The organism is Leeuwenhoekiella nanhaiensis (genome assembly GCF_002744755.1).
GTDB classification, from domain to species: Bacteria; Bacteroidota; Bacteroidia; order Flavobacteriales; family Flavobacteriaceae; genus Leeuwenhoekiella; species Leeuwenhoekiella nanhaiensis.
Map to the genome: position 1 here is coordinate 332,612 of NZ_KZ319288.1, position 19,643 is coordinate 352,254.

17 protein-coding genes are annotated in these 19,643 nt (G+C 42.0%); 16 read left to right on the forward strand and 1 reads right to left on the reverse strand.

Translation table 11 applies throughout. From position 1 onward, the window contains the following. The first annotated feature begins 47 nt into the window (after window positions 1–47). Window positions 48–1,298 carry a peptidase T gene (pepT, locus tag CJ305_RS05175; RefSeq protein WP_394340042.1) on the forward strand — a complete coding sequence of 417 codons (1,251 nt, stop codon included), beginning with the start codon at window positions 48–50 and terminating at the stop codon, window positions 1,296–1,298. Between the two features lie 98 nt (window positions 1,299–1,396). After that, window positions 1,397–1,879 (forward strand): FKBP-type peptidyl-prolyl cis-trans isomerase, encoded by a 483-nt coding sequence (locus tag CJ305_RS05180; protein WP_099645187.1) that lies wholly within the window; start codon window positions 1,397–1,399, stop codon window positions 1,877–1,879. Window positions 1,880–1,947: 68 nt separating this feature from the next. Here CJ305_RS05180 and rocD read toward each other — a convergent pair whose 3' ends face one another. Next, window positions 1,948–3,228, reverse strand: a complete 1,281-nt coding sequence (gene rocD / locus CJ305_RS05185) for an ornithine--oxo-acid transaminase (protein ID WP_099645188.1) — start codon at window positions 3,226–3,228, stop codon at window positions 1,948–1,950. Window positions 3,229–3,472: 244 nt separating this feature from the next. Between rocD and rlmD the strand changes: the two genes are divergently transcribed. From rlmD to CJ305_RS05255, 14 genes are all read left to right on the forward strand, one after another. Continuing rightward, window positions 3,473–4,885, forward strand: coding sequence for a 23S rRNA (uracil(1939)-C(5))-methyltransferase RlmD (rlmD, locus tag CJ305_RS05190; RefSeq protein WP_099645189.1), 1,413 nt, complete (start codon window positions 3,473–3,475; stop codon window positions 4,883–4,885). Next, a complete protein-coding gene (locus CJ305_RS05195) occupies window positions 4,885–5,379 on the forward strand; it encodes a DUF6452 family protein (protein ID WP_099645190.1) in 495 nt (164 codons plus the stop codon). Before rlmD ends, CJ305_RS05195 begins: the two co-directional genes overlap by 1 nt. Next, window positions 5,345–6,088, forward strand: a complete 744-nt coding sequence (locus tag CJ305_RS05200) for a DUF6048 family protein (protein ID WP_099645191.1) — start codon at window positions 5,345–5,347, stop codon at window positions 6,086–6,088. Before CJ305_RS05195 ends, CJ305_RS05200 begins: the two co-directional genes overlap by 35 nt. A 12-nt stretch (window positions 6,089–6,100) precedes the next feature. Beyond that, complete coding sequence (locus tag CJ305_RS05205) at window positions 6,101–7,009, forward strand: CPBP family intramembrane glutamic endopeptidase (protein ID WP_099645192.1); 909 nt, start codon at window positions 6,101–6,103, stop codon at window positions 7,007–7,009. A gap of 34 nt (window positions 7,010–7,043) precedes the next feature. After that, window positions 7,044–7,850 (forward strand): TrmH family RNA methyltransferase, encoded by an 807-nt coding sequence (locus tag CJ305_RS05210; protein WP_099645193.1) that lies wholly within the window; start codon window positions 7,044–7,046, stop codon window positions 7,848–7,850. 12 nt (window positions 7,851–7,862) lie between these two features. After that, window positions 7,863–9,095, forward strand: coding sequence for a M48 family metallopeptidase (locus tag CJ305_RS05215; protein WP_099645194.1), 1,233 nt, complete (start codon window positions 7,863–7,865; stop codon window positions 9,093–9,095). Between the two features lie 82 nt (window positions 9,096–9,177). Further along, window positions 9,178–11,394: a RelA/SpoT family protein gene (locus CJ305_RS05220; protein ID WP_099645195.1), complete on the forward strand. Its 2,217-nt coding sequence runs from the start codon at window positions 9,178–9,180 to the stop codon at window positions 11,392–11,394. Between the two features lie 24 nt (window positions 11,395–11,418). Continuing rightward, the gene (locus tag CJ305_RS05225) at window positions 11,419–11,907 is read left to right on the forward strand and encodes a Fur family transcriptional regulator (protein WP_099645461.1); all 489 of its coding nucleotides are present in this window, start codon (window positions 11,419–11,421) and stop codon (window positions 11,905–11,907) included. Further along, window positions 11,908–13,179: an adenylosuccinate synthase gene (locus CJ305_RS05230; protein ID WP_099645196.1), complete on the forward strand. Its 1,272-nt coding sequence runs from the start codon at window positions 11,908–11,910 to the stop codon at window positions 13,177–13,179. A 133-nt stretch (window positions 13,180–13,312) separates the two neighbouring features. Then, complete coding sequence (locus CJ305_RS05235) at window positions 13,313–14,356, forward strand: zinc-binding metallopeptidase family protein (protein ID WP_099645197.1); 1,044 nt, start codon at window positions 13,313–13,315, stop codon at window positions 14,354–14,356. A gap of 51 nt (window positions 14,357–14,407) precedes the next feature. Then, a complete protein-coding gene (locus tag CJ305_RS05240; protein ID WP_099645198.1) occupies window positions 14,408–14,983 on the forward strand; it encodes a CYTH domain-containing protein in 576 nt (191 codons plus the stop codon). A gap of 90 nt (window positions 14,984–15,073) precedes the next feature. Then, complete coding sequence (locus CJ305_RS05245) at window positions 15,074–16,909, forward strand: OstA-like protein (protein WP_099645199.1); 1,836 nt, start codon at window positions 15,074–15,076, stop codon at window positions 16,907–16,909. Further along, a complete protein-coding gene (locus tag CJ305_RS05250; RefSeq protein ID WP_099645200.1) occupies window positions 16,899–18,089 on the forward strand; it encodes an aspartate aminotransferase family protein in 1,191 nt (396 codons plus the stop codon). The genes CJ305_RS05245 and CJ305_RS05250 overlap by 11 nt, the downstream gene beginning before the upstream one ends. Before the next feature lie 116 nt (window positions 18,090–18,205). After that, window positions 18,206–19,615, forward strand: a complete 1,410-nt coding sequence (locus CJ305_RS05255; protein ID WP_099645201.1) for a tetratricopeptide repeat protein — start codon at window positions 18,206–18,208, stop codon at window positions 19,613–19,615. The last annotated feature ends 28 nt before the right edge of the window (window positions 19,616–19,643 follow it).

Consider the following 19,643-nt stretch of genomic DNA (forward strand, 5'->3'; position numbering starts at 1 on the left):
TTTTAACGTAAACGTTTGAAATAAATAAACAAAAAGACCAATATAGTGTGAAAAATACATTTATAATAGAGAGAAAATCGCTCATTGATCGCTTTATCAGTTATGTAACCATAGACACCCAGAGTGACCCCGAAAGTTCTGACACTCCCAGTACGCAAAAACAGTGGGACCTGGCTCGCAAACTGCATCAGGAACTTCTGGATTTTGGTCTTGACGATGCAACAATTGATGACAATGGGTACATTATGGCCACCTTACCCGCTACCAGTTCAAAAAAGCTCCCGGTGATTGGGTTCATTTCGCATTACGATACTACCCCAGATTTTAGCGGAACTGATGTAAAACCTCAGATTATTCGCGAATATGATGGGAAAGACATCGTTCTCAACGAAGAGCAGGGTGTCGTTTTAAGTCCCGATGATTTTGAGGAACTCGAAAATTATAAGGGCCAAACGCTAATTACCACAGATGGAACTACCCTTCTGGGAGCCGATGATAAAGCGGGGATTACTGAAATTATGGAGGCCGTAAACTATTTGAAAAACCATCCTGAAATTGAGCACGGTCCTATTCGTATAGGCTTCACGCCAGACGAGGAAATAGGTCGTGGTGCACATAAATTTGATGTAAAGAAATTTGGTGCAGACTGGGCGTATACAATGGATGGTAGTGAAATTGGTGAGCTGGAATACGAAAACTTCAATGCCGCAGGCGTAAAGGTATTTGTAAAAGGAAAAAGCGTACATCCGGGCTATGCAAAGGGCAAAATGATTAACAGCATCTACATTGCACAGGACTTTATCAACTCCTTACCCAGACTTGAAACGCCTGAACACACCTCAGATCGGGAAGGTTTTTTTCATTTAAACGGAATTAAAGGTGATGTGGAAGAAACTGTTCTTGAATACATAATACGAGACCACGATCGCGAGCATTTTGAGGCCCGAAAAGAAGTTTTAAGTAATCTTGCGACAGAGATTAACAGCCAGTATGGTCTGGAACTGATTACCCTCACGATTAAAGATCAGTATTTTAATATGCGTGAAAAGATTGAACAAGTAATGCATATTGTAGATCTGGCTGAAGAGGCTATGATAGCTGTAGGTGTTGAACCTATAATTAAACCCATACGTGGTGGCACAGACGGATCTCAACTTTCATTTATGGGACTTCCCTGTCCTAATATCTTTGCGGGAGGACATAATTTTCACGGAAGATTTGAATATGTTCCGGTAGAAAGTATGCTTAAAGCAACTGAAGTTATTATTAAAATAGCCGAATTGGCTGCAAAAAAATAAGGATTGAAAAGCAACCTTTTTGACCTGCTTGTATCTAAAGGCTAAGTATTCCGGTATAGACGGAATGCGGTTCAACCTTATTTAAAATTAAATTTTTTATGAAATCATTTTTAGGATTACTGTTTATCAGCTTATTTGTTTCCTGTTCATTAAGTGACGATGCAGGGCCCACACAACCTACAGAAACCGAAGCCGAAGCATTTGCCCGTAACCAGGAAGAAATAGCAGCCTATTTAGAAGCTAATGATTTGACCGCACAGACAACTTCCAGTGGTCTGCATTATATCATTACGGAGGAAGGAACAGGAGAATCTCCCACAGCTACTTCAACCGTTAGGGTAAATTACAAAGGTTATTTTCTGAATAATTCGGTATTTGACCAGACGACTACAACACCGGCAGAATTCAATTTAAGCAATGTTATTACCGGTTTTAGTGAAGGCATCAGATTGATGAAAACCGGTGGAAAAGCCACTTTATTTTTACCTGCAAAATTAGCCTACGGTGCTTTTGGCAATGCAAGAATACCCTCTAATACCGCATTAATTTTTGACGTGGAACTTATCGAAATCGTTGAGTAATTGCCAAGCATATTAAATAAAAAAAGCGCCTATGAGGCGCTTTTTTTATTTAATCTTAAAACAGGTTTCTACTTTTCAAAATCACCCAGTGTTTTCGTAATAATTGCTACACAATCCAGAAGCTGCTCTTCGTTCATCACCAGTGGAGGTGCAAAACGAATGATATTACCGTGAGTAGGTTTAGCTAGCAATCCATTTTCTTTTAAGGCTACGCAGATATCCCAGGCTGTACTGCTGTCTTCGGTATCGTTAATCACAATCGCATTGAGTAATCCGCGGCCACGCACCAGATTTACAATAGTACTGTCTTTAATATACTCATTCAGTTTAGCGCGAAATAATTCACCCAATTTGCGGGCATTTTGTGCTAGATTTTCGTCTTTAACCACGTTAAGGGCAGCCATTGCCACCGCTCCCGCCACCGGATTACCCCCAAAGGTAGAACCGTGCTGACCGGGTTGAATCACATTCATTATTTCGTCATCTGCCAGTACTGCAGATACTGGGTAGGCACCTCCGGAAAGCGCTTTTCCTAATATTAAAATATCAGGACGACTATAGGTTTCCTGACGCTCGCAATGTCCTTCACAGGTACAATTACCACAAACTGCCAGTAAAGCACCGGTACGTGCGATTCCGGTTTGAATTTCATCAGCGATAAAAAGCACATTATGCTTTTCGCAAATCGCCTTAGCCTGTTTCATAAAATCATCTGATGGCGTATACACCCCAGCTTCTCCCTGAATGGGCTCAACCAGAAAACCGGCAACATTTTTATTTTCGATCAAAGCACGTTCGAGAGCTTTGGGATCATCGTAAGGTATTTTTATAAATCCGGGGGTGTAAGGACCAAAGTTTTTACGGGCACCTTCATCATTAGAAAAAGAGATGATCGTAGTCGTTCTTCCGTGAAAATTATTTTCACATACAATAATTTGGGCATCCTGTTCTTTCACGCCTTTTTTCTCATAAGCCCACTTACGTGCGATTTTAATCGCAGTTTCAACCGCCTCTGCCCCGGTATTCATAGGCAGCAGCTTGTCAAACTTAAAATAATCTGTCGCAAAAGCTTCATAGCGACCCAGAATATCATTGTGAAAAGCCCGTGAAGTCAGGGTAAGCGTTTGTGCCTGTTTGTTCATCGCATCAACGATGGCAGGATGGCAATGTCCCTGGTTTACCGCAGAATAAGCAGATAAAAAGTCATAATACTTCTTACCTTCTACATCCCACACAAAAACACCTTCTCCCCGGCTTAAAACCACCGGTAACGGATGATAATTGTGCGCGCCGTGTTTTTCTTCAAGGGCAATCGCTTCCTGTGAAGTGAGTTGATCTTCAGTAATCATGTTGTAAAAAATTTTAGGGTAAGCATTCTATGATTCCTGCTTGGATAATGCCTTCAGTACATTTCAGTATAACTTCAGAAGAAACATCACTAAAAACATTGTTAAAAGGAGAGAAATCATCCTGTTTAAGCTTTCGCAATTTATTAAAAATTCGGTAACTCTCTAGCTTACTTAGTGCTAAAGCTTCCTTAAATGCGGGGCTGAAGCTTGATGCAGATCATCATAATTATACTATTTTTGCCGCGTGTCAAGAAGAAAGAAATCCAGAAAAGTCTTTTCTAACGTGACGGTGACCGATGCCGGCGCTAAGGGAAAAGCAATTGCAAAAGCCCCGGACGGCCGCGTTATTTTTATCAACAACGCAGTGCCCGGCGATATTATTGATGTACAAACTACCAAGCAGCGCAAAGCCTACTACGAGGGTTCTGCCATTGCCATTCATAAAGAATCTCCTAAACGCACAGAGCCGGTTTGTAAGCATTTTGGTACTTGTGGAGGCTGTAAATGGCAAAATATGCAGTACGAGGCTCAGCTTGAATACAAGCAGCGCGAGGTAGAAAATAACCTCAGAAGACTAGGGAAACTGGAGCTTCCTCCGGTTACTCCAATCGCAGGCAGTGAAGACATCTATTTTTACCGCAATAAAATGGAATTTAGCTTTAGCGACAGCAAATGGCTCACCCTAAAGCAAATAAAAAGCGATGAAATTATTGAAGATCGCAATGCTTTGGGCTTTCACATTCCCGGAATGTGGGATAAAATTCTAGATATTGATAAATGCTGGCTGCAGCGGAACCCCAGTAATGCCATTCGCAACGGGGTAAAAGAGTTTGCTACTAAAAACAACATTCCGTTTTTTAATACCCGTAATCAGGAAGGCCTTTTGAGAACCTTGATGATTCGTACAACCAGTACGGGTGAACTGATGGTTTTAATTCAGTTTTTTGCTGACGAAAAAGAATCCCGTGAATTGGTGCTTGATTATCTTAAAGAAAGCTTTCCGGAAATCACCTCGCTCCTTTATGTGATCAACGAAAAAGGAAACGACACCATTTACGATCAGGAAGTAATCTGCTACGCCGGAAGGGATCATATTTTCGAAGAAATGGAAGGCCTGAAGTTTAAAATCAACGCCAAATCCTTCTATCAAACCAATTCTGAACAAGCGTACCAACTGTATAAAATCACACGCGACTTTGCAGGTCTTACCGGTAATGAGACGGTTTTTGACCTGTACACCGGGACCGGGACTATCGCTCAGTTTGTAGCCAAAAAAGCCGGAAAAGTAATCGGGGTTGAAGCCGTACCCGATGCCATTACTGCTGCCCGTGAAAACGCGCAATTAAACGGAATTGAAAACGTTGAGTTCTATGTGGGAGATATGAAAAATGTCTTCAATGAAGCTTTTGTGGCTCAACACGGCAAACCCGAAGTGGTAATTACAGACCCTCCCCGTGATGGAATGCATAAAGATGTGGTAGAGCAGCTTATTAAAATCAAAGCTCCGCGCATCGTATATGTAAGCTGTAACAGTGCAACTCAGGCTCGTGATTTGGCTTTGTTAGATCCTTACTACACTATAAAAAAGGTTCAGCCGGTTGATATGTTTCCACAAACGCATCACGTAGAAAATGTTGTTTTACTAGAACTTAAATAATGCTTAGAAACGGAATCGTATTGATCTTGCTGGTTGCGCTTATCGCCTTCTCGTGTGAACGGGATGATATTTGTGCTGCAAGTACACCCACTACTCCCACCCTTACCATTGGTTTCAGGAGCAACGATAATGTGCTGGAAAGCAAACCGCTCAATATTGCGATTTATAATAAAGACCGCACAAAAGTGATTCCGTATAGTAATGCGTCGACCATAAACGTTCCGCTACGCACAGATACTACGGCTACCGTACTGCTTTTTGAGAAAAATCCAGATAACCCGGACGCTGCAGAAGATCCTGAAGATGTAGACGAACTGACGTTTACTTACACTCCTCAGGAAGTTTTCATCAGCAGAGCCTGTGGGTACAGAGTGATCTTTACAAATCTTGAAATTCGTAACAATGCCGGTGCAACCCGCTGGATTGATGATATTAATATTAACTTGAGAACTGTAGAAAATGAAGATACTACACAGGTATATATTAGTCATTAGTCTATGCTCCTTTAGCCTGAGCACTGCTTTGGCTCAGGAAAATCAGGGAATTGTGGTTGAAGAACCTCTGGAGACCAGAGCTTCAGATACTTTGGTAGACCAAAACCCAACCCAAAAGTACGGCCTGCGTGCCGGTATTGATCTGAGCAAAATCTTGCGCACATTTTTAGAAGACAATTATGAAGGCGCTGCTGTGGTTGGAGATTTTCGAATCAAAGACCGGTATTACATCGCTGCAGAAATAGGCCGTGAAACCAAAAGCTTTGACGAAGCCATTTTTGATGCAAAAATTCAAGGAACGTATCTTAAAGGTGGTATCAATTATAACGCCTATAATAACTGGGCGGGGATGTCAAACCTCATCTACGTAGGACTTCACGTGGGTGTATCTTCCTTTAAAACCGATTTAAACCAGTACACGATTTACAATCCTGTCACCTTTTTTGAACCCGATGTACGCACGGTTTCCAGAGAATATTCGGGGCTTAATGCGATCTGGGGTGAGCTGCAAATGGGAATTCAGGTAGAAGTGCTCAACAACTTATACCTGGGTATGAATGTGCAGCTGAAACGTATGCTTTCGCAAAAGGCACCTGATGATTTCACAAACCTATATGCTCCGGGATTCAACAAAATAACCTTTGACAACGTATACGGCGCGGGTTATGGATATTCTATAAGTTATTTACTTCCCATTTTTAAGAAATAGAAATCCAGGTCTATGAGTTTTGCTTCGAGGGTAGGCATTATTAACCGTTTTATAAGCAAGCCAGACGACACCGTTCTTCCGGTCTCTTTCTGGGAAAAACTAAAGTTTCTCTTTAGCGGTATTTTCTACGATTTACTGCTGGCTATAGGTTTTGTCATCCTACTCAGCTTTCTGGAGCCGCTTACTGCAGATTATGAAAACCTCCTGAATCAGGATTTGTATCCTTTCTGGAAAGCGATTGTAATCATGACCATTTTGCCGCCGCTGATTGAGGAGACTATTTTCAGGTTTCCGCTTAAATACAGGCGTAATTACCTCTTTCGCGGACTTGCTTATCTTTTTAAAACCGATTTTTCCGGTTTTTGGAAAAAACATCTGAGGGTCATTGTCTATCTGTTTTCGAGCGTTTTTGGCCTGGTGCATTTAAGCAATTATGAAAACGTAGATTGGGTATTTTTTGTTCTGGCCCCTATTATTACCGGTCCACAATTAGTAGCGGGCTTAATTTTCAGTTTCTTAAGACTGAAGCTGGGGTTTGTTTGGGCACTTTTAGGTCATTTTCTGCATAATTTTAGTCTGATTATGCTTTCTTTTTTGGTTTTTCACAATGTGGAAAGATCACTGGTTGATGATGAGCAGGTTTCTATTAAAACCACCGGTATCGCCTTCGAAGTCGATAGGTCAACCCGAATGACGTATGACAGCAGCCCTGAAGGAAACTTGCTTTGCCTGGAGGCCCAAAACTATGAACTTCAGGAGCTGATTGATCATTTTTATGCCAAAGATTCACTTAAAGTACGCGATAATGACCGTCTTGATTTGAAACTGTATAGCAAGACTGGTGAGGGCTATTCCCGGGAAGCACTTCTGGAAGTTTTAGAAGAGCATTATACCCTGCATAAAGCTTCGAAGATTGAATAGCCGGTCTGATCGCTAGTTTTCTATCTTTGCATTTATGTATAAAAGCATCAGCAGCACCCAAAACCCTACAATTAAAAAGCTTGTAAGCCTACAGGAAAAGTCCCGTGAGCGCCGTAAAAGCGGTTTGTTTTTAATTGAAGGAATGCGCGAAATCAATCTCGCTTTACAGGCAGGTTACAATTTTCAACACGTGTTTTTTTGTAAAACTATTGTCGAAACGCAGCTTCTGGAAGATTTACTCGATGCACTTTCTGGCAAGGCCGAAGTAATTGAACTGACTGAGGAAGTCTACCGTAAAATCGCCTACCGCTCCGGAACCGAAGGCATTATCGCTTCCGCGAAAGCGAAAACCAATCAATTGAAGAATTTACAATTACCTGCAAATCCCTTGATTTTAATTGCTGAAGCGCCCGAAAAACCGGGGAATATCGGCGCTTTATTGCGTACCGCAGATGCAGCCGGTGTCGATGCCTTTATTTTGGCTAATCCGCGTACAGACCTATACAATCCCAACATCATACGCTCTAGTGTGGGAGGCGTCTTTACCGTTCCCATCGCAACAGGAAGTACTTCAGAGATCATTAATTTCCTAAAAAAGAGTAATATTAACATTTTTGCGGCTATCTTACAGGAAGCGATTTCCTATGAAAAGCAAGACTTTACCGAAGCCTGCGCCATTGTAGTGGGCACTGAGGCTGACGGACTTTCAGAAACCTGGCGTGTCGAATCAAAACAAAATATCATTATCCCGATGCAGGGCAGTCTCGACTCCATGAACGTTTCGGTAGCTGCAGCGATACTCATTTTTGAAGCCCGAAGACAACGGGGCTTTTTCATCTAATTTTAGATACCCATGACCCCACAATTTGTTTTTTACATCATCATCGCTTTTATCGTTATTAGTTTTGTAGTAGACCAGTTTCTAGATTGGTTAAATGCAAAACATTTTGACGATCCCGTTCCTGAGGAATTGAGCGATGTTTATGATGAAGAAAGCTATCGCAAGTCTCAGGACTATAAAAAGGCAAATGCTCGTTTTTCCGCTTTAACATCAAGCTTTATGCTGCTGGTGACACTGATCTTTTTCTTTGCTGATGGTTTTGGTTTTATAGATCAATTGGCCCGTTCAGTAAGTACTAATGAGATTGTTGTTGGTCTTATTTTCTTTGGAATCATAATGCTGGGCTCTGATATTTTGACCACACCCTTTGGGTATTATAAAACCTTCGTGATCGAGGAGCGCTTCGGTTTTAATAAATCGACCCCTGCCCTGTTTTTTATGGATAAATTGAAAGGCCTGCTGATGACTATTTTGGTGGGTGGCGGCTTGCTGGCTTTGGTGATTTGGTTCTACCAGATTAGCGGTGATCTCTTTTGGCTCTATGCCTGGATTCTTTTTGCGGTATTTGCTGTGGTAACAAATATGTTCTACGCCAGGCTAATTGTACCCCTATTCAACAAACAAACTCCGTTAGGAGCTGGTGGTTTACGCGATAAAATTGAAAACTACGCAAACTCGGTGGGCTTTAAACTCAACAATATTTTTGTCATAGACGGTTCAAAACGAAGTACAAAGGCCAATGCCTATTTTTCGGGCTTCGGATCAGAAAAACGTATAACCCTTTACGATACCCTGATTAACGATCTTGAAGAGGAAGAGATTGTAGCTGTACTCGCGCACGAGGTGGGCCATTACCGCAAAAATCACATCGTCATAAATTTAGTTATGTCGTTGCTTCTTACCGGTTTTACGCTTTGGCTTTTGGGTCTTTTCGTAAGTCAGGAAGTATTCTCTTTAGCTATCGGGGTTGAGCAGCCCAGTTTTCACGCCGGTCTTATCGCCTTCGGAATTTTATACGCACCCATTTCAGGAATTACCGGATTTTTAATGAGCGTACTATCCCGAAAGTTTGAATATCAGGCTGATGATTTTGCAAAAAACACCTACGCGGCGCAGCCACTCATCACTTCATTAAAAAAATTATCGCGCAACAGCCTGAGCAACCTTACTCCTCACCCCCTTTATGTAAAGTTGCATTACTCGCACCCTACCCTACTTCAGCGGTATCGAAATCTAAAAGCCTAGTTTGTAAAAAACCGCTTATCTTTCGACTAAGAGATGTCGCAAATGCACTTGCTTTTTTACGATATAATTGTACTTTTAGAATATGACTGCTGTTGAATTAGAAGAAGAAAACAAAGAGCTCACCCGGCAATATAAAGAGTTGCTGCGCATAAGCTATCGCACCCTTTCTGATGATGATAAAAAAATGATCAGAAAAGCGTTTGAGGTGGCTGTTGACGCGCATAAAGATCAACGCCGTAAATCAGGTGAAGCCTATGTATTCCATCCGCTTGCCGTGGCTCGCATTGTCGCCAGTGAGATTGGGATGGACGCCACTTCTATCGCTGCGGCGTTGCTTCACGATGTGGTTGAAGACACCTCTTACACCCTTGACGATCTCGAAGATTTATTTGGTCCTACCGTCGCCCGAATTGTTGACGGTCTTACCAAAATTTCCAATCTCAAGAAGCATAGAGACGTTTCGTTGCAGGCTGAGAATTTCAGAAAAATGTTGCTTACCATAAACGACGACGTTAGGGTAATCATCATCAAGATTGCAGACCGTTTGCACAATATGCAGACGATGGACTCGATGCGGCCTGATAAACAGGTCAAAATCGCCAGTGAAACGCTGTATATCTATGCTCCGTTAGCTCACAGAATCGGTCTGTATAACATCAAAACCGAACTGGAAGATCTGGGCCTTAAATACACCGAGCCCGAAGTGTTTAAAGACATTTCGCGTAAGATGAAAGAGACCAAAGAGCAGCAGGATCAGTACATTGAAGAGTTTACCAATGCGGTTAAACAATCGCTTGATAAAGAGGTTTTAGACTACGATATTAAAGGCCGACCAAAATCTATCTACAGCATACGTCGTAAAATGCTGAAGCAAAACATTCCGTTTGATCAGGTTTACGACAAATTTGCGATTCGTATCATTTATAAATCAACCCCGGAAAATGAGAAATTTCTGGCCTGGAAGATTTATTCTATCATAACCGATCACTTTAGACCTAATCCCACCCGACTACGGGACTGGATTTCGTCACCCAAATCAACCGGTTATGAGGCCCTGCACATCACCGTTATGGGTCTTAAAGGACGATGGGTCGAAGTACAAATTCGGTCTGACCGAATGAATGAGATCGCCGAAAAAGGTTATGCCGCGCACTATAAATACAAGCAGGGTACCACCGAAGAAAGCGAAGAAGATCGTACCCTCGACCAGTGGTTAAACCGTCTTCAGGAAGCCCTTGAAGGTAATGAGACCAATGCTATTGAGTTTGTTGAGCAATTCAAGCTGAATCTGTACAACAAAGAGATTTTTGTATTTACGCCTCAGGGAGATTTAAAATCCCTTCCAAAGGCTGCGACGCCACTTGATTTCGCTTTCAGCATACATACCGAAATAGGCATGCACACCCGTGGTGCACGCGTGAATGGGAAACTTGTACCCCTGAGCCACGAACTCAAAAGCGGTGATCAGGTTGAAATCATTACCAGCGAGCATGCAAGACCCAACAATAACTGGCTAGATTACGCCACAACGGCACGTGCCCGGGCTAAAATTAAATCATCCCTTAAAGACGAGAAGAAAACTATTGCTGAAGATGGCAAAGTAATCCTCACCCGTAAATTGCGCTCTCAAAAAATTACCCTTGATGAGAATGTAATCAACGAGATGGTAATCTATTTTAAACTTAAGACCAGCCTCGATTTATTTTACCGGGTTGGAATAGGTACGATAGATAATAAGATGATTAAGGAGTATGCTGCTTCACGCAGCAATGCTTTTGTCAGTTTTTTTAAAAATAAAATCAGAAAACCACCGGTTGCTGAGCACGTAGACAAAGACGAGATTACCGAGAAGTTTGATATGCTCGTTTTTGGCAAAGACGAGCAAAAGCTTGATTACACGCTTGCTCCCTGTTGTAATCCCATTCCGGGAGACAAGGTATTTGGTTTTACTACCGTTTCAGAAGGCATACGGGTTCATAAACAAAACTGCCCCAACGCGTTGTCCCTGCAGAGTAATTATGCCTATCGCATCATTCCGGCAAAATGGATAGATTCTTCTGCCCAGGACTTTCAGGCGGAGCTTGAGCTTACCGGTATTGACACCCTTGGGCTGGTAAATCACGTGACCCGTGAGATTTCAGAACATATGCACGTGAACATGCGCAATCTAAATTTTACGACAAATGATGGCGTTTTTAACGGAAAAATCACGGTTATTGTTAAAAACAAAGAGCATTTACGCAGGCTGATGGAAAACTTGAAAAAAATAAACGGTATCGATAAAGTCATACGCTTGTAATTGCGTAAATTTGCACCCTCTATTATGGTACCTAAAGCAACAATAAATAAAGATCAGGAAGTCGTTAAAAACGTCTTCACCAAGTTTCTTGAAGAGAATGGACATCGCAAAACTCCGGAGCGTTATGCCATTCTGCAGGAGATTTACAATTACAACGATCATTTTGATATCGAGACGCTGTATATCAGCATGAAAAACAAAAAGTATCGGGTAAGCCGCGCAACGCTGTACAACACGATTGAACTTTTACTTTCCTGCGGATTGGTGCGCAAACATCAGTTTGGCCAAAATCAATCTCAATACGAGAAATCCTATTTTGATAAGCAGCATGACCACGTCATTTTAACCGATACCGGTGAAGTGATCGAATTCTGTGATCCGCGTATTCAGTCGATCAAGAAAACGATCGAAGAGGTTTTCAATATCGAAATCAACAAGCACTCCCTTTATTTTTACGGTAACCGTAAACCGGAAGATTCAACAAAAAATACAACCGAAGACAACAATTCATAGATGGCAGTAGATTTACTACTTGGTCTCCAGTGGGGAGATGAAGGAAAAGGCAAAATAGTTGACGTACTTACTAAAAATTACGATATCATCGCACGTTTTCAGGGAGGTCCTAACGCAGGACATACTTTAGAGTTTGATGGTATAAAACACGTATTACACACCATTCCTTCAGGGATTTTTCACGAAAACGCGATCAACCTGGTGGGTAATGGCGTAGTTATAGATCCTGTGATTTTCAAAAAGGAACTAGACAACCTATCCAAGTTTAAACTCAATATCAAAGAAAAGCTTCTTATTTCCCGTAAGGCGCATCTTATTTTACCAACGCACCGCTTGCTTGATGCAGCTTCTGAAGCTTCAAAAGGCAAAGCCAAAATTGGTTCAACCCTTAAAGGAATTGGACCTACTTATATGGATAAAACCGGGCGTAACGGTATTCGTGTAGGAGATTTGGAACTCGATGACTGGAAAGATCGTTACACCGCTTTACGCGATAAGCACATTGATATGATCGATTTCTACGACGCTAAGATTGAATACAATCTTGACGAACTGGAAACCGAATTCTTTAAAGCTGTCGAAGTATTGAAGTCGCTTACTTTTATCGATTCTGAAGAATATCTGTATCAGGCACAACAAGCCGGAAAATCAATTTTAGCTGAAGGTGCTCAGGGATCTTTGCTGGATATTGACTTTGGTACGTATCCTTATGTAACTTCGTCAAACACCACCGCTGCAGGAGCCTGTACAGGTCTTGGAGTTGCTCCGGGGCAAATCGCTGAAGTATTCGGGATTTTTAAAGCCTATACTACGCGCGTAGGATCAGGTCCTTTCCCTACTGAACTTTTTGACGAGGTAGGTGCGACAATGGGCCGTGTGGGTAATGAGTTTGGTGCCACCACCGGTAGACCACGTCGTTGTGGCTGGTTAGATCTGGTCGCGCTTAAATATGCGGTACGCGTAAATGGTGTTACGCAGTTGATGATGATGAAAGGAGATGTCTTGAGTGGTTTTGACACGCTTAAAATCTGTACCCAGTACAAATATAAAGGGGAAGTTATTGACCACCTTCCATACAACATAGAGCCTGAAAATGTAGAACCTGTTTATACCGAAATGAAAGGCTGGGCAGAAGATCTGACTAAAATGCAGGAAGACGAACAATTACCAAAAGAACTCAATGATTACATTGATTTTCTGGAAAAAGAACTTCATGTTCCTATCAAAATTGTTTCGGTAGGACCAGATCGTACCCAGACCATTCACAGATAGGTCTGCTAAATCATAAAGTACAAGCCTGAACATACTGAGTTCAGGCTTTTTTTTTTGGCTTGATTTTATGCGGCTTTTGGGAGTACCCTAACAAGCTAAAGGCTACATTTACGAGGCTTTTAATCAACCAACTATGAAAATTTTTCAGTGCTCTAATTGTAAGAATCCGGTGTATTTTGAAAATACGTCCTGCGAAAAATGTGGTAATCAACTTGGGTATTTGCCTGAGGCCGAAGAAATGATTTCCTTTTCAGAGACTGCGCAAACACCCGGCAAGACCGCAAAAAATCTCAAATATTGCTCAAATTATCAATTGGATGCCTGTAATTGGTTGGTAGCCGAAGATTCGCCCACTACGTATTGCGAAGCCTGCGCCACCAATCATATGATCCCAGATCTTAGTTTTCCGGAGAATAAACTCGACTGGCAAAAGATCGAAGCCGCCAAGCGCCGCTTATTTTACAACCTGCATCGTCTCAATCTGCCTGTTAAATTTGCGATTGATGGCAACACGTTGAATCTTACCTTTGATTTTTTGGCATCAGATCCTAACGATCCCAACGCGGTAAAAACCGGTCACGCCAACGGTCTTATTACACTAAATATTCAGGAAGCAGACGCCGTACACCGCGAGTATGTAAAAGAACAGCTTTCTGAACGCTACCGTACGCTTTTAGGCCATTTCAGGCATGAAGTGGGACACTTTTACTGGGATGCGCTCATTAAACCAAAACCAAAAGTGCTTGGTGAATTCAGAAAATTATTTGGTGATGACACTTTAGATTATGGCGAGGCTTTGCAAAAGCATTATCAGGATGGTCCACCTGCCAACTGGCGCGAGAGTCACATCAGTTCGTATGCTACCATGCACCCCTGGGAAGACTGGGCAGAAACCTGGTCGCATTATTTACACATTATGGATATGCTGGAGACTGCGTATCATTTCGGTCTTGAGATTGATCCCGAGCTGAAAAAAAATAACAATCTCGACATCAGCTGCGATTTTGATCCCTATGAAGGCGTATCTATGCGTAAAATCATCAAGCATTACCTGCCACTCACCTATGTCGTAAACTCCTTAAGCCGAAGCATGGGTAAAGCAGATTTGTATCCCTTTGTGATTTCTGAACCGGTCATTCAAAAACTCGAGTTTATTCACAACGTCGTGCAATTATAGGTTTTTAGCCTTACGGCGAAAGTTTTAATTTTATGCACCCAAAATGTATTTATGTACGAAGTAGAACTTACTGCCCGCCTCAAGAACTATCAGGAAACCCGAAATGAAATCCTCAAACTGAAGATAGATTCGCAAATGCGGTTAGACTATGATGACCGGTATTACGACAAAAATAACCAGCTAACAGGCGAAGATCAGGAGTTTCGACTGCGTACTAAAATCATTATCGATACCGGTGAAGCCAGGCACTATCTTACGTTTAAAGATACAGCCTTTGAAAGACGCACCCGTTCAAAACCCGAATATGAGACTCTGGTAACTGATCACGGCAATACCGAACAAATTCTATTTAAGCTGGGTTACGTAAAAACCGCTCATTATGCCAAGCACTGTGAAATTTTCAATTTGTACTATCAGGAAATAGCTGTTGAAATCGCTTTGGTACGCTTTGACGAATTAGAAGATTCGTTTATTGAGATCGAAACTCAAACTCCTGAAAAGGCAGAAACCGATTCCCTGTTTGAAATACTCTACAGCCTTTTGGATCAACTTCAGATTTCAAAAGAACAACTCACTGAAGATTTCTATATCGAAATGATCAAAGAAGCTCGTGCCAAAAGAGCTTAGTTTTCAAATCAGGTTTTACGGTCTAATTTTGGATAGAAGCCATACTTCAGGCGGAGGTTTTTCCGTTATATTTGCAACTCAAAATACGCTATGCCCGGTTTTCTAAGACAATTCCTCTTAATCTCAAGTTTTCTTCTTTCGTTTTCGGTTTTCGCACAGGAAGGAAAAGAACTGGATATCACTTCAGACATTTCACAAATAGATGAAGAAAAATATCCGGGAGCTTTAGTGATGTACAAAAACACCAAGCAGGTATACATCGTTCACGAAGGAATTGAGATGTGGTGTGATCTGGCTTTTCACTATAAAGATGAAAATTTTGTACGGGCCATTGGCAATGTCCGTATGAATCAGGGAGACACCATCAGTATGCGTAGTAATTATGCCGAGTACAATGGTGATACGCAATTTGCCTGGGCTTCAGGGAAGGTAAATCTACAGACGCCTACAGCTACCCTCGATACAGACACCCTTTACTTTGACCGCATTAAACAACAGGCTTATTACCGAAGCGGTGGTACCCTTAGAGATACAGCCAGTGTAATTACCAGTAAAATAGGTCGCTATTTTTTAGATCAGGATAAATATTCGTTTATTCAAAATGTAAAAGTCACCAATCCGGAATACGTCATAGACAGCGAACAACTTGACTTTTATTCCGAAAGTGGGGTTGCTTATTTATACGGTCCTTCCACCATTACCAGCGAGACCAGCACGGTTTACTGCGAACGAGGCTATTACGATACGCGCAATGATAACGGGTATTTTGTAAAAAATTCGCGTATTGATTATGACAATCGGACGGTCTTTGGAGACAGTCTCTACTTTGACCGGCCTACCAATTTTGCTTCGGCAACAAACAATATCCGGGTAATTGACACAGCAAACAGCAGTATCATAAAAGGGCATTATGCCGAAGTGTATAAGGCGAAAGATTCGGTTTTTATTACCAAAAGAGCCGTTGCGATTACCGTTCAGGAACAGGATTCGGTCTATGTACACGGCGACCGCCTTGTGGTGACCGGAGTTCCCGATAAACGAATCGTTCGAGGGTATTACAATGTGCGTTTGTTTAAAAGTGACCTGAGCGGTAAGTGCGATTCAATACACATCAATCAGGAGTCAGGCCTTACCCAAATGATTGGCAAACCCATTTTATGGAGCGGTCTCAGCCAGATGACCGGTGACAGCATTCATCTAAAAAGCAATACCAAAACCGAGCAACTCGATTCGCTTCGCGTGTTTGAAAATGCCTTTCTGGCGCAGCAGGATACCATTCCTTTATATGATCAACCTGATAGGTTAGGATATAATCAGGTAAAGGGGGTTACGCTTTTTGGTACTTTTAAAGACAATGCCCTGCATCAGATTGATATTGTAAAAAATGCGGAAAGCATCAATTTTATGCGTGGTGAGGACGGCGTGCTTCAGGGGGTTGACAAAAGTAAATCGGCATCCATTACCGCAATTCTGGAAGAAAATGCACTTGTTGAAGTGACCAAATGGCGGCAGGTAGACGGAGATGTTTTTCCACTGACTAAATTCCCGAAGGATCAGCGCGAGTTTCCCGGGCTCAATTGGCGCGGAGACGAACGCCTGCTGACCAAAGAAGATATTTTTAAAGGAGAAGCTCCCTTTACGCTAACCAAGATTCAGGGAATTCCCCTGCCTGAAATCGAAGAGGATTTCTTTGACAACAGCATTCCCGAAGAGAAATTAGATATTCCTGGAGCATCGCGACTCAAACCTTCCGACTTTAAAAACCGGGAGGAAGACGCCCCGGGTATTGGTGTGCCTGTTAATGACAAAGCCACTTTACAACCCGGCGCAAATGATGAGGAGGAGGACAATACCGATACTCCGCAACTGCGGGAGTTGCCAAAGGAAAAAGTCAAAGACTCTATAAACGGTACTCATGAAGGCTGATTTTCTGAAATATCAGGCACAGACCACACCGCATCCGCTGGCTATGGAGGTTTCTCACGCCAAGGGCTCTTATGTCTATGATACCGTTGGCAAGGCCTACCTGGATTTTGTCGCCGGAGTTTCGGCTACCAGTGTTGGCCATGGGCATCCTAATGTGATTAATGCGATACGGGAGCAAAGCGAAAAATACCTGCATGTTATGGTTTATGGGGAGTATGCTCAAAGTCCCGCGGTTGAGTTGACCAGATTGCTTGCAGAACTCCTCCCCGATCCGCTGGAACAAACCTATCTGGTAAATAGCGGTACCGAAGCTATAGATGGCGCAATGAAACTTGCAAGACGCGTCACCGGCAGGCAGGAGATTATTTCAGCAAATCAGGCTTATCACGGCAATACCTTTGGGGCGCTGAGCCTTATGAATTTTGAAGAGCGCATTGCACCCTTCAGACCCTTAGTGGGGGGAATAAAACATATAGACTACAACTCTTTTGATGCTCTAGAGGCGATCACTTCCCAAACAGCCGGGGTGGTGCTTGAAACCATTCAGGGAGGTGCGGGATTTATTGAGCCTGCTTCAGGTTGGCTTTCGGCAGTAAAAAAACGCTGTGAAGAAGTAGGCGCCCTGCTTATACTTGACGAAATACAGCCGGGTTTCGGCCGTACGGGAACATTTTTCGGTTTTGAGAATTACAGTGTGGTTCCAGATATTGTGGTTATGGGCAAAGGTATGGGTGGCGGTATGCCTATTGGCGCCTTTACCGCATCTACAGCGCATATGCAATTGTTATCAAACAACCCCAAACTGGGCCATATTACCACTTTTGGCGGGCATCCTGTCATTGCGGCAGCGGCCTTAGCCACTACCAAAACGATTTTAGAAGAAAATTTGATGCAGCAGGCTTTAGAAAAGGAAAAGCTAATCAGAAGTCTTTTGGTTCACCCGTTGATTGAAGAAATTCGCGGGAAAGGACTTATGCTTGCAGCACTAACGCCATCAGCTGAAATCACCTCTCAGGCCATTCTTCAGGCTCAGGATGAAGGCCTTATTTTATTTTGGCTTTTGTTTGAAGCCCGCGCTATTCGCATTACGCCACCATTAACAATTTCTAAGGAAGAAATTGAAAAAGGATGTCGTACTTTAATAAAGGTTTTAGACAAAATCACGTCTAACTTAACCTGAAAATAAGCTTTAGGCCTGGTTGTTGATTAATTTGTTAACAACAATATACAGGTCACCAAGGTACGCCTGCTATCCTTGTTAAATTTATAAAGGCAGAAATTTTAAAAGCAACGTGTATGAAATTCAATCAAGAACACGAAGAAGACAATTTCCCGCTCACCCGTTTTGAATCTATGTTAAAGACCAATCATGTTCTTTTTTTCGATTCGGATGAATTTGAGAATATTGTGAACCATTATCTCGAGAATGGTAAGATTGCTTTGGCTAAGAAAGCCGTAAAACTGGGTCTGGATCAGCATCCCTCCTCTTCAAATCTCAAGTTATTTAAAATTGAAATTCTCATTTTTGAAAATAAACTTGATGAGGCAGACCGTTTGTTAGCAGAGCTCTATGAGCTTGAACCCCAAAACGAAGAAGTTTTTATTCAAAAGGCAAATATTTATTCCAAACGCGACGATCATCAAAAAGCTATCGAATTGCTGGAGATGGCGCTTGAAATCACCGAAGACGATGCAGATATCTATTCATTAATTGGAATGGAATACCTGTTTCTGGACGATTTTCAAAATGCGAAAATCAACTTTATGAAGTGTCTTGAGGTTGACGAAGAAGATTATTCAGCCTTATACAATGTGATTTACTGCTTCGATTTTCTGGAGCAACACGAGGAAGCTATTGACTACCTCAATATGTTTTTAGATAAAAATCCGTATTGCGAAGTAGCCTGGCATCAGGTAGGTAAACAATATTTCGATTTAAAAGAATACGAAAAAGCGCTGGCCGCGTATGAATTTGCCATTATAAGTGATGATACCTTTATTGGTGCTTATTTTGAAAAGGGAAAAGTGCTAGAAAAATTGGGCCGGTATAACGAGGCTATTGAAAATTACCAGATTACCTTAACGCTTGATGATCCTACTTCTTTCGCTTATTTGCGAATGGGTAAGTGTTATCAAAAATTGGCCTGTGATGATCTGGCCATTAAATATTTTCTAAAAACAGTAAAAGAAGATCCGTTACTGGATAAAGGCTGGATTGCAATCACCGATTTCTACACGCGCAAGATGGACTATCAAAATGCGCTGTATTACATCAATAAAGCGATCAACATTGATAGTGAAAATGTGCTATACTGGAAACGTTATGCTAAAATAAACAACCGCCTTAAATTCTACGAGGAAGCAGAACGAGGATACCGAAAGAGCCTCGAACTGGGCAATTATGAGCTGGAAACCTGGCTTACCCGTTGTGATATTCTGATTAATCTTGGCGAAAATGAAGCTGCAATCGCTAATCTGTTAGAAGCTGTGGAGTTTTATCCCGATTCTGCACAGATTGAATTTCGCCTTGCCGGACTTTACTTTTCCACAAATGAGGAGAACAAAGGTCATTTTCATTTAGAAAACGGGCTGCGTCTGGAGTCTGATTACGATATCATTTTAGAAGAACTGTTTCCGTTTGTTTACGCTAAAAAATCTGTAGTAGAAAAAATAAAGCGCGCGAAAAGCAATTCATCGGGTAAGTAAGCGATTAAAGTCTCAGGATTAATTTTTA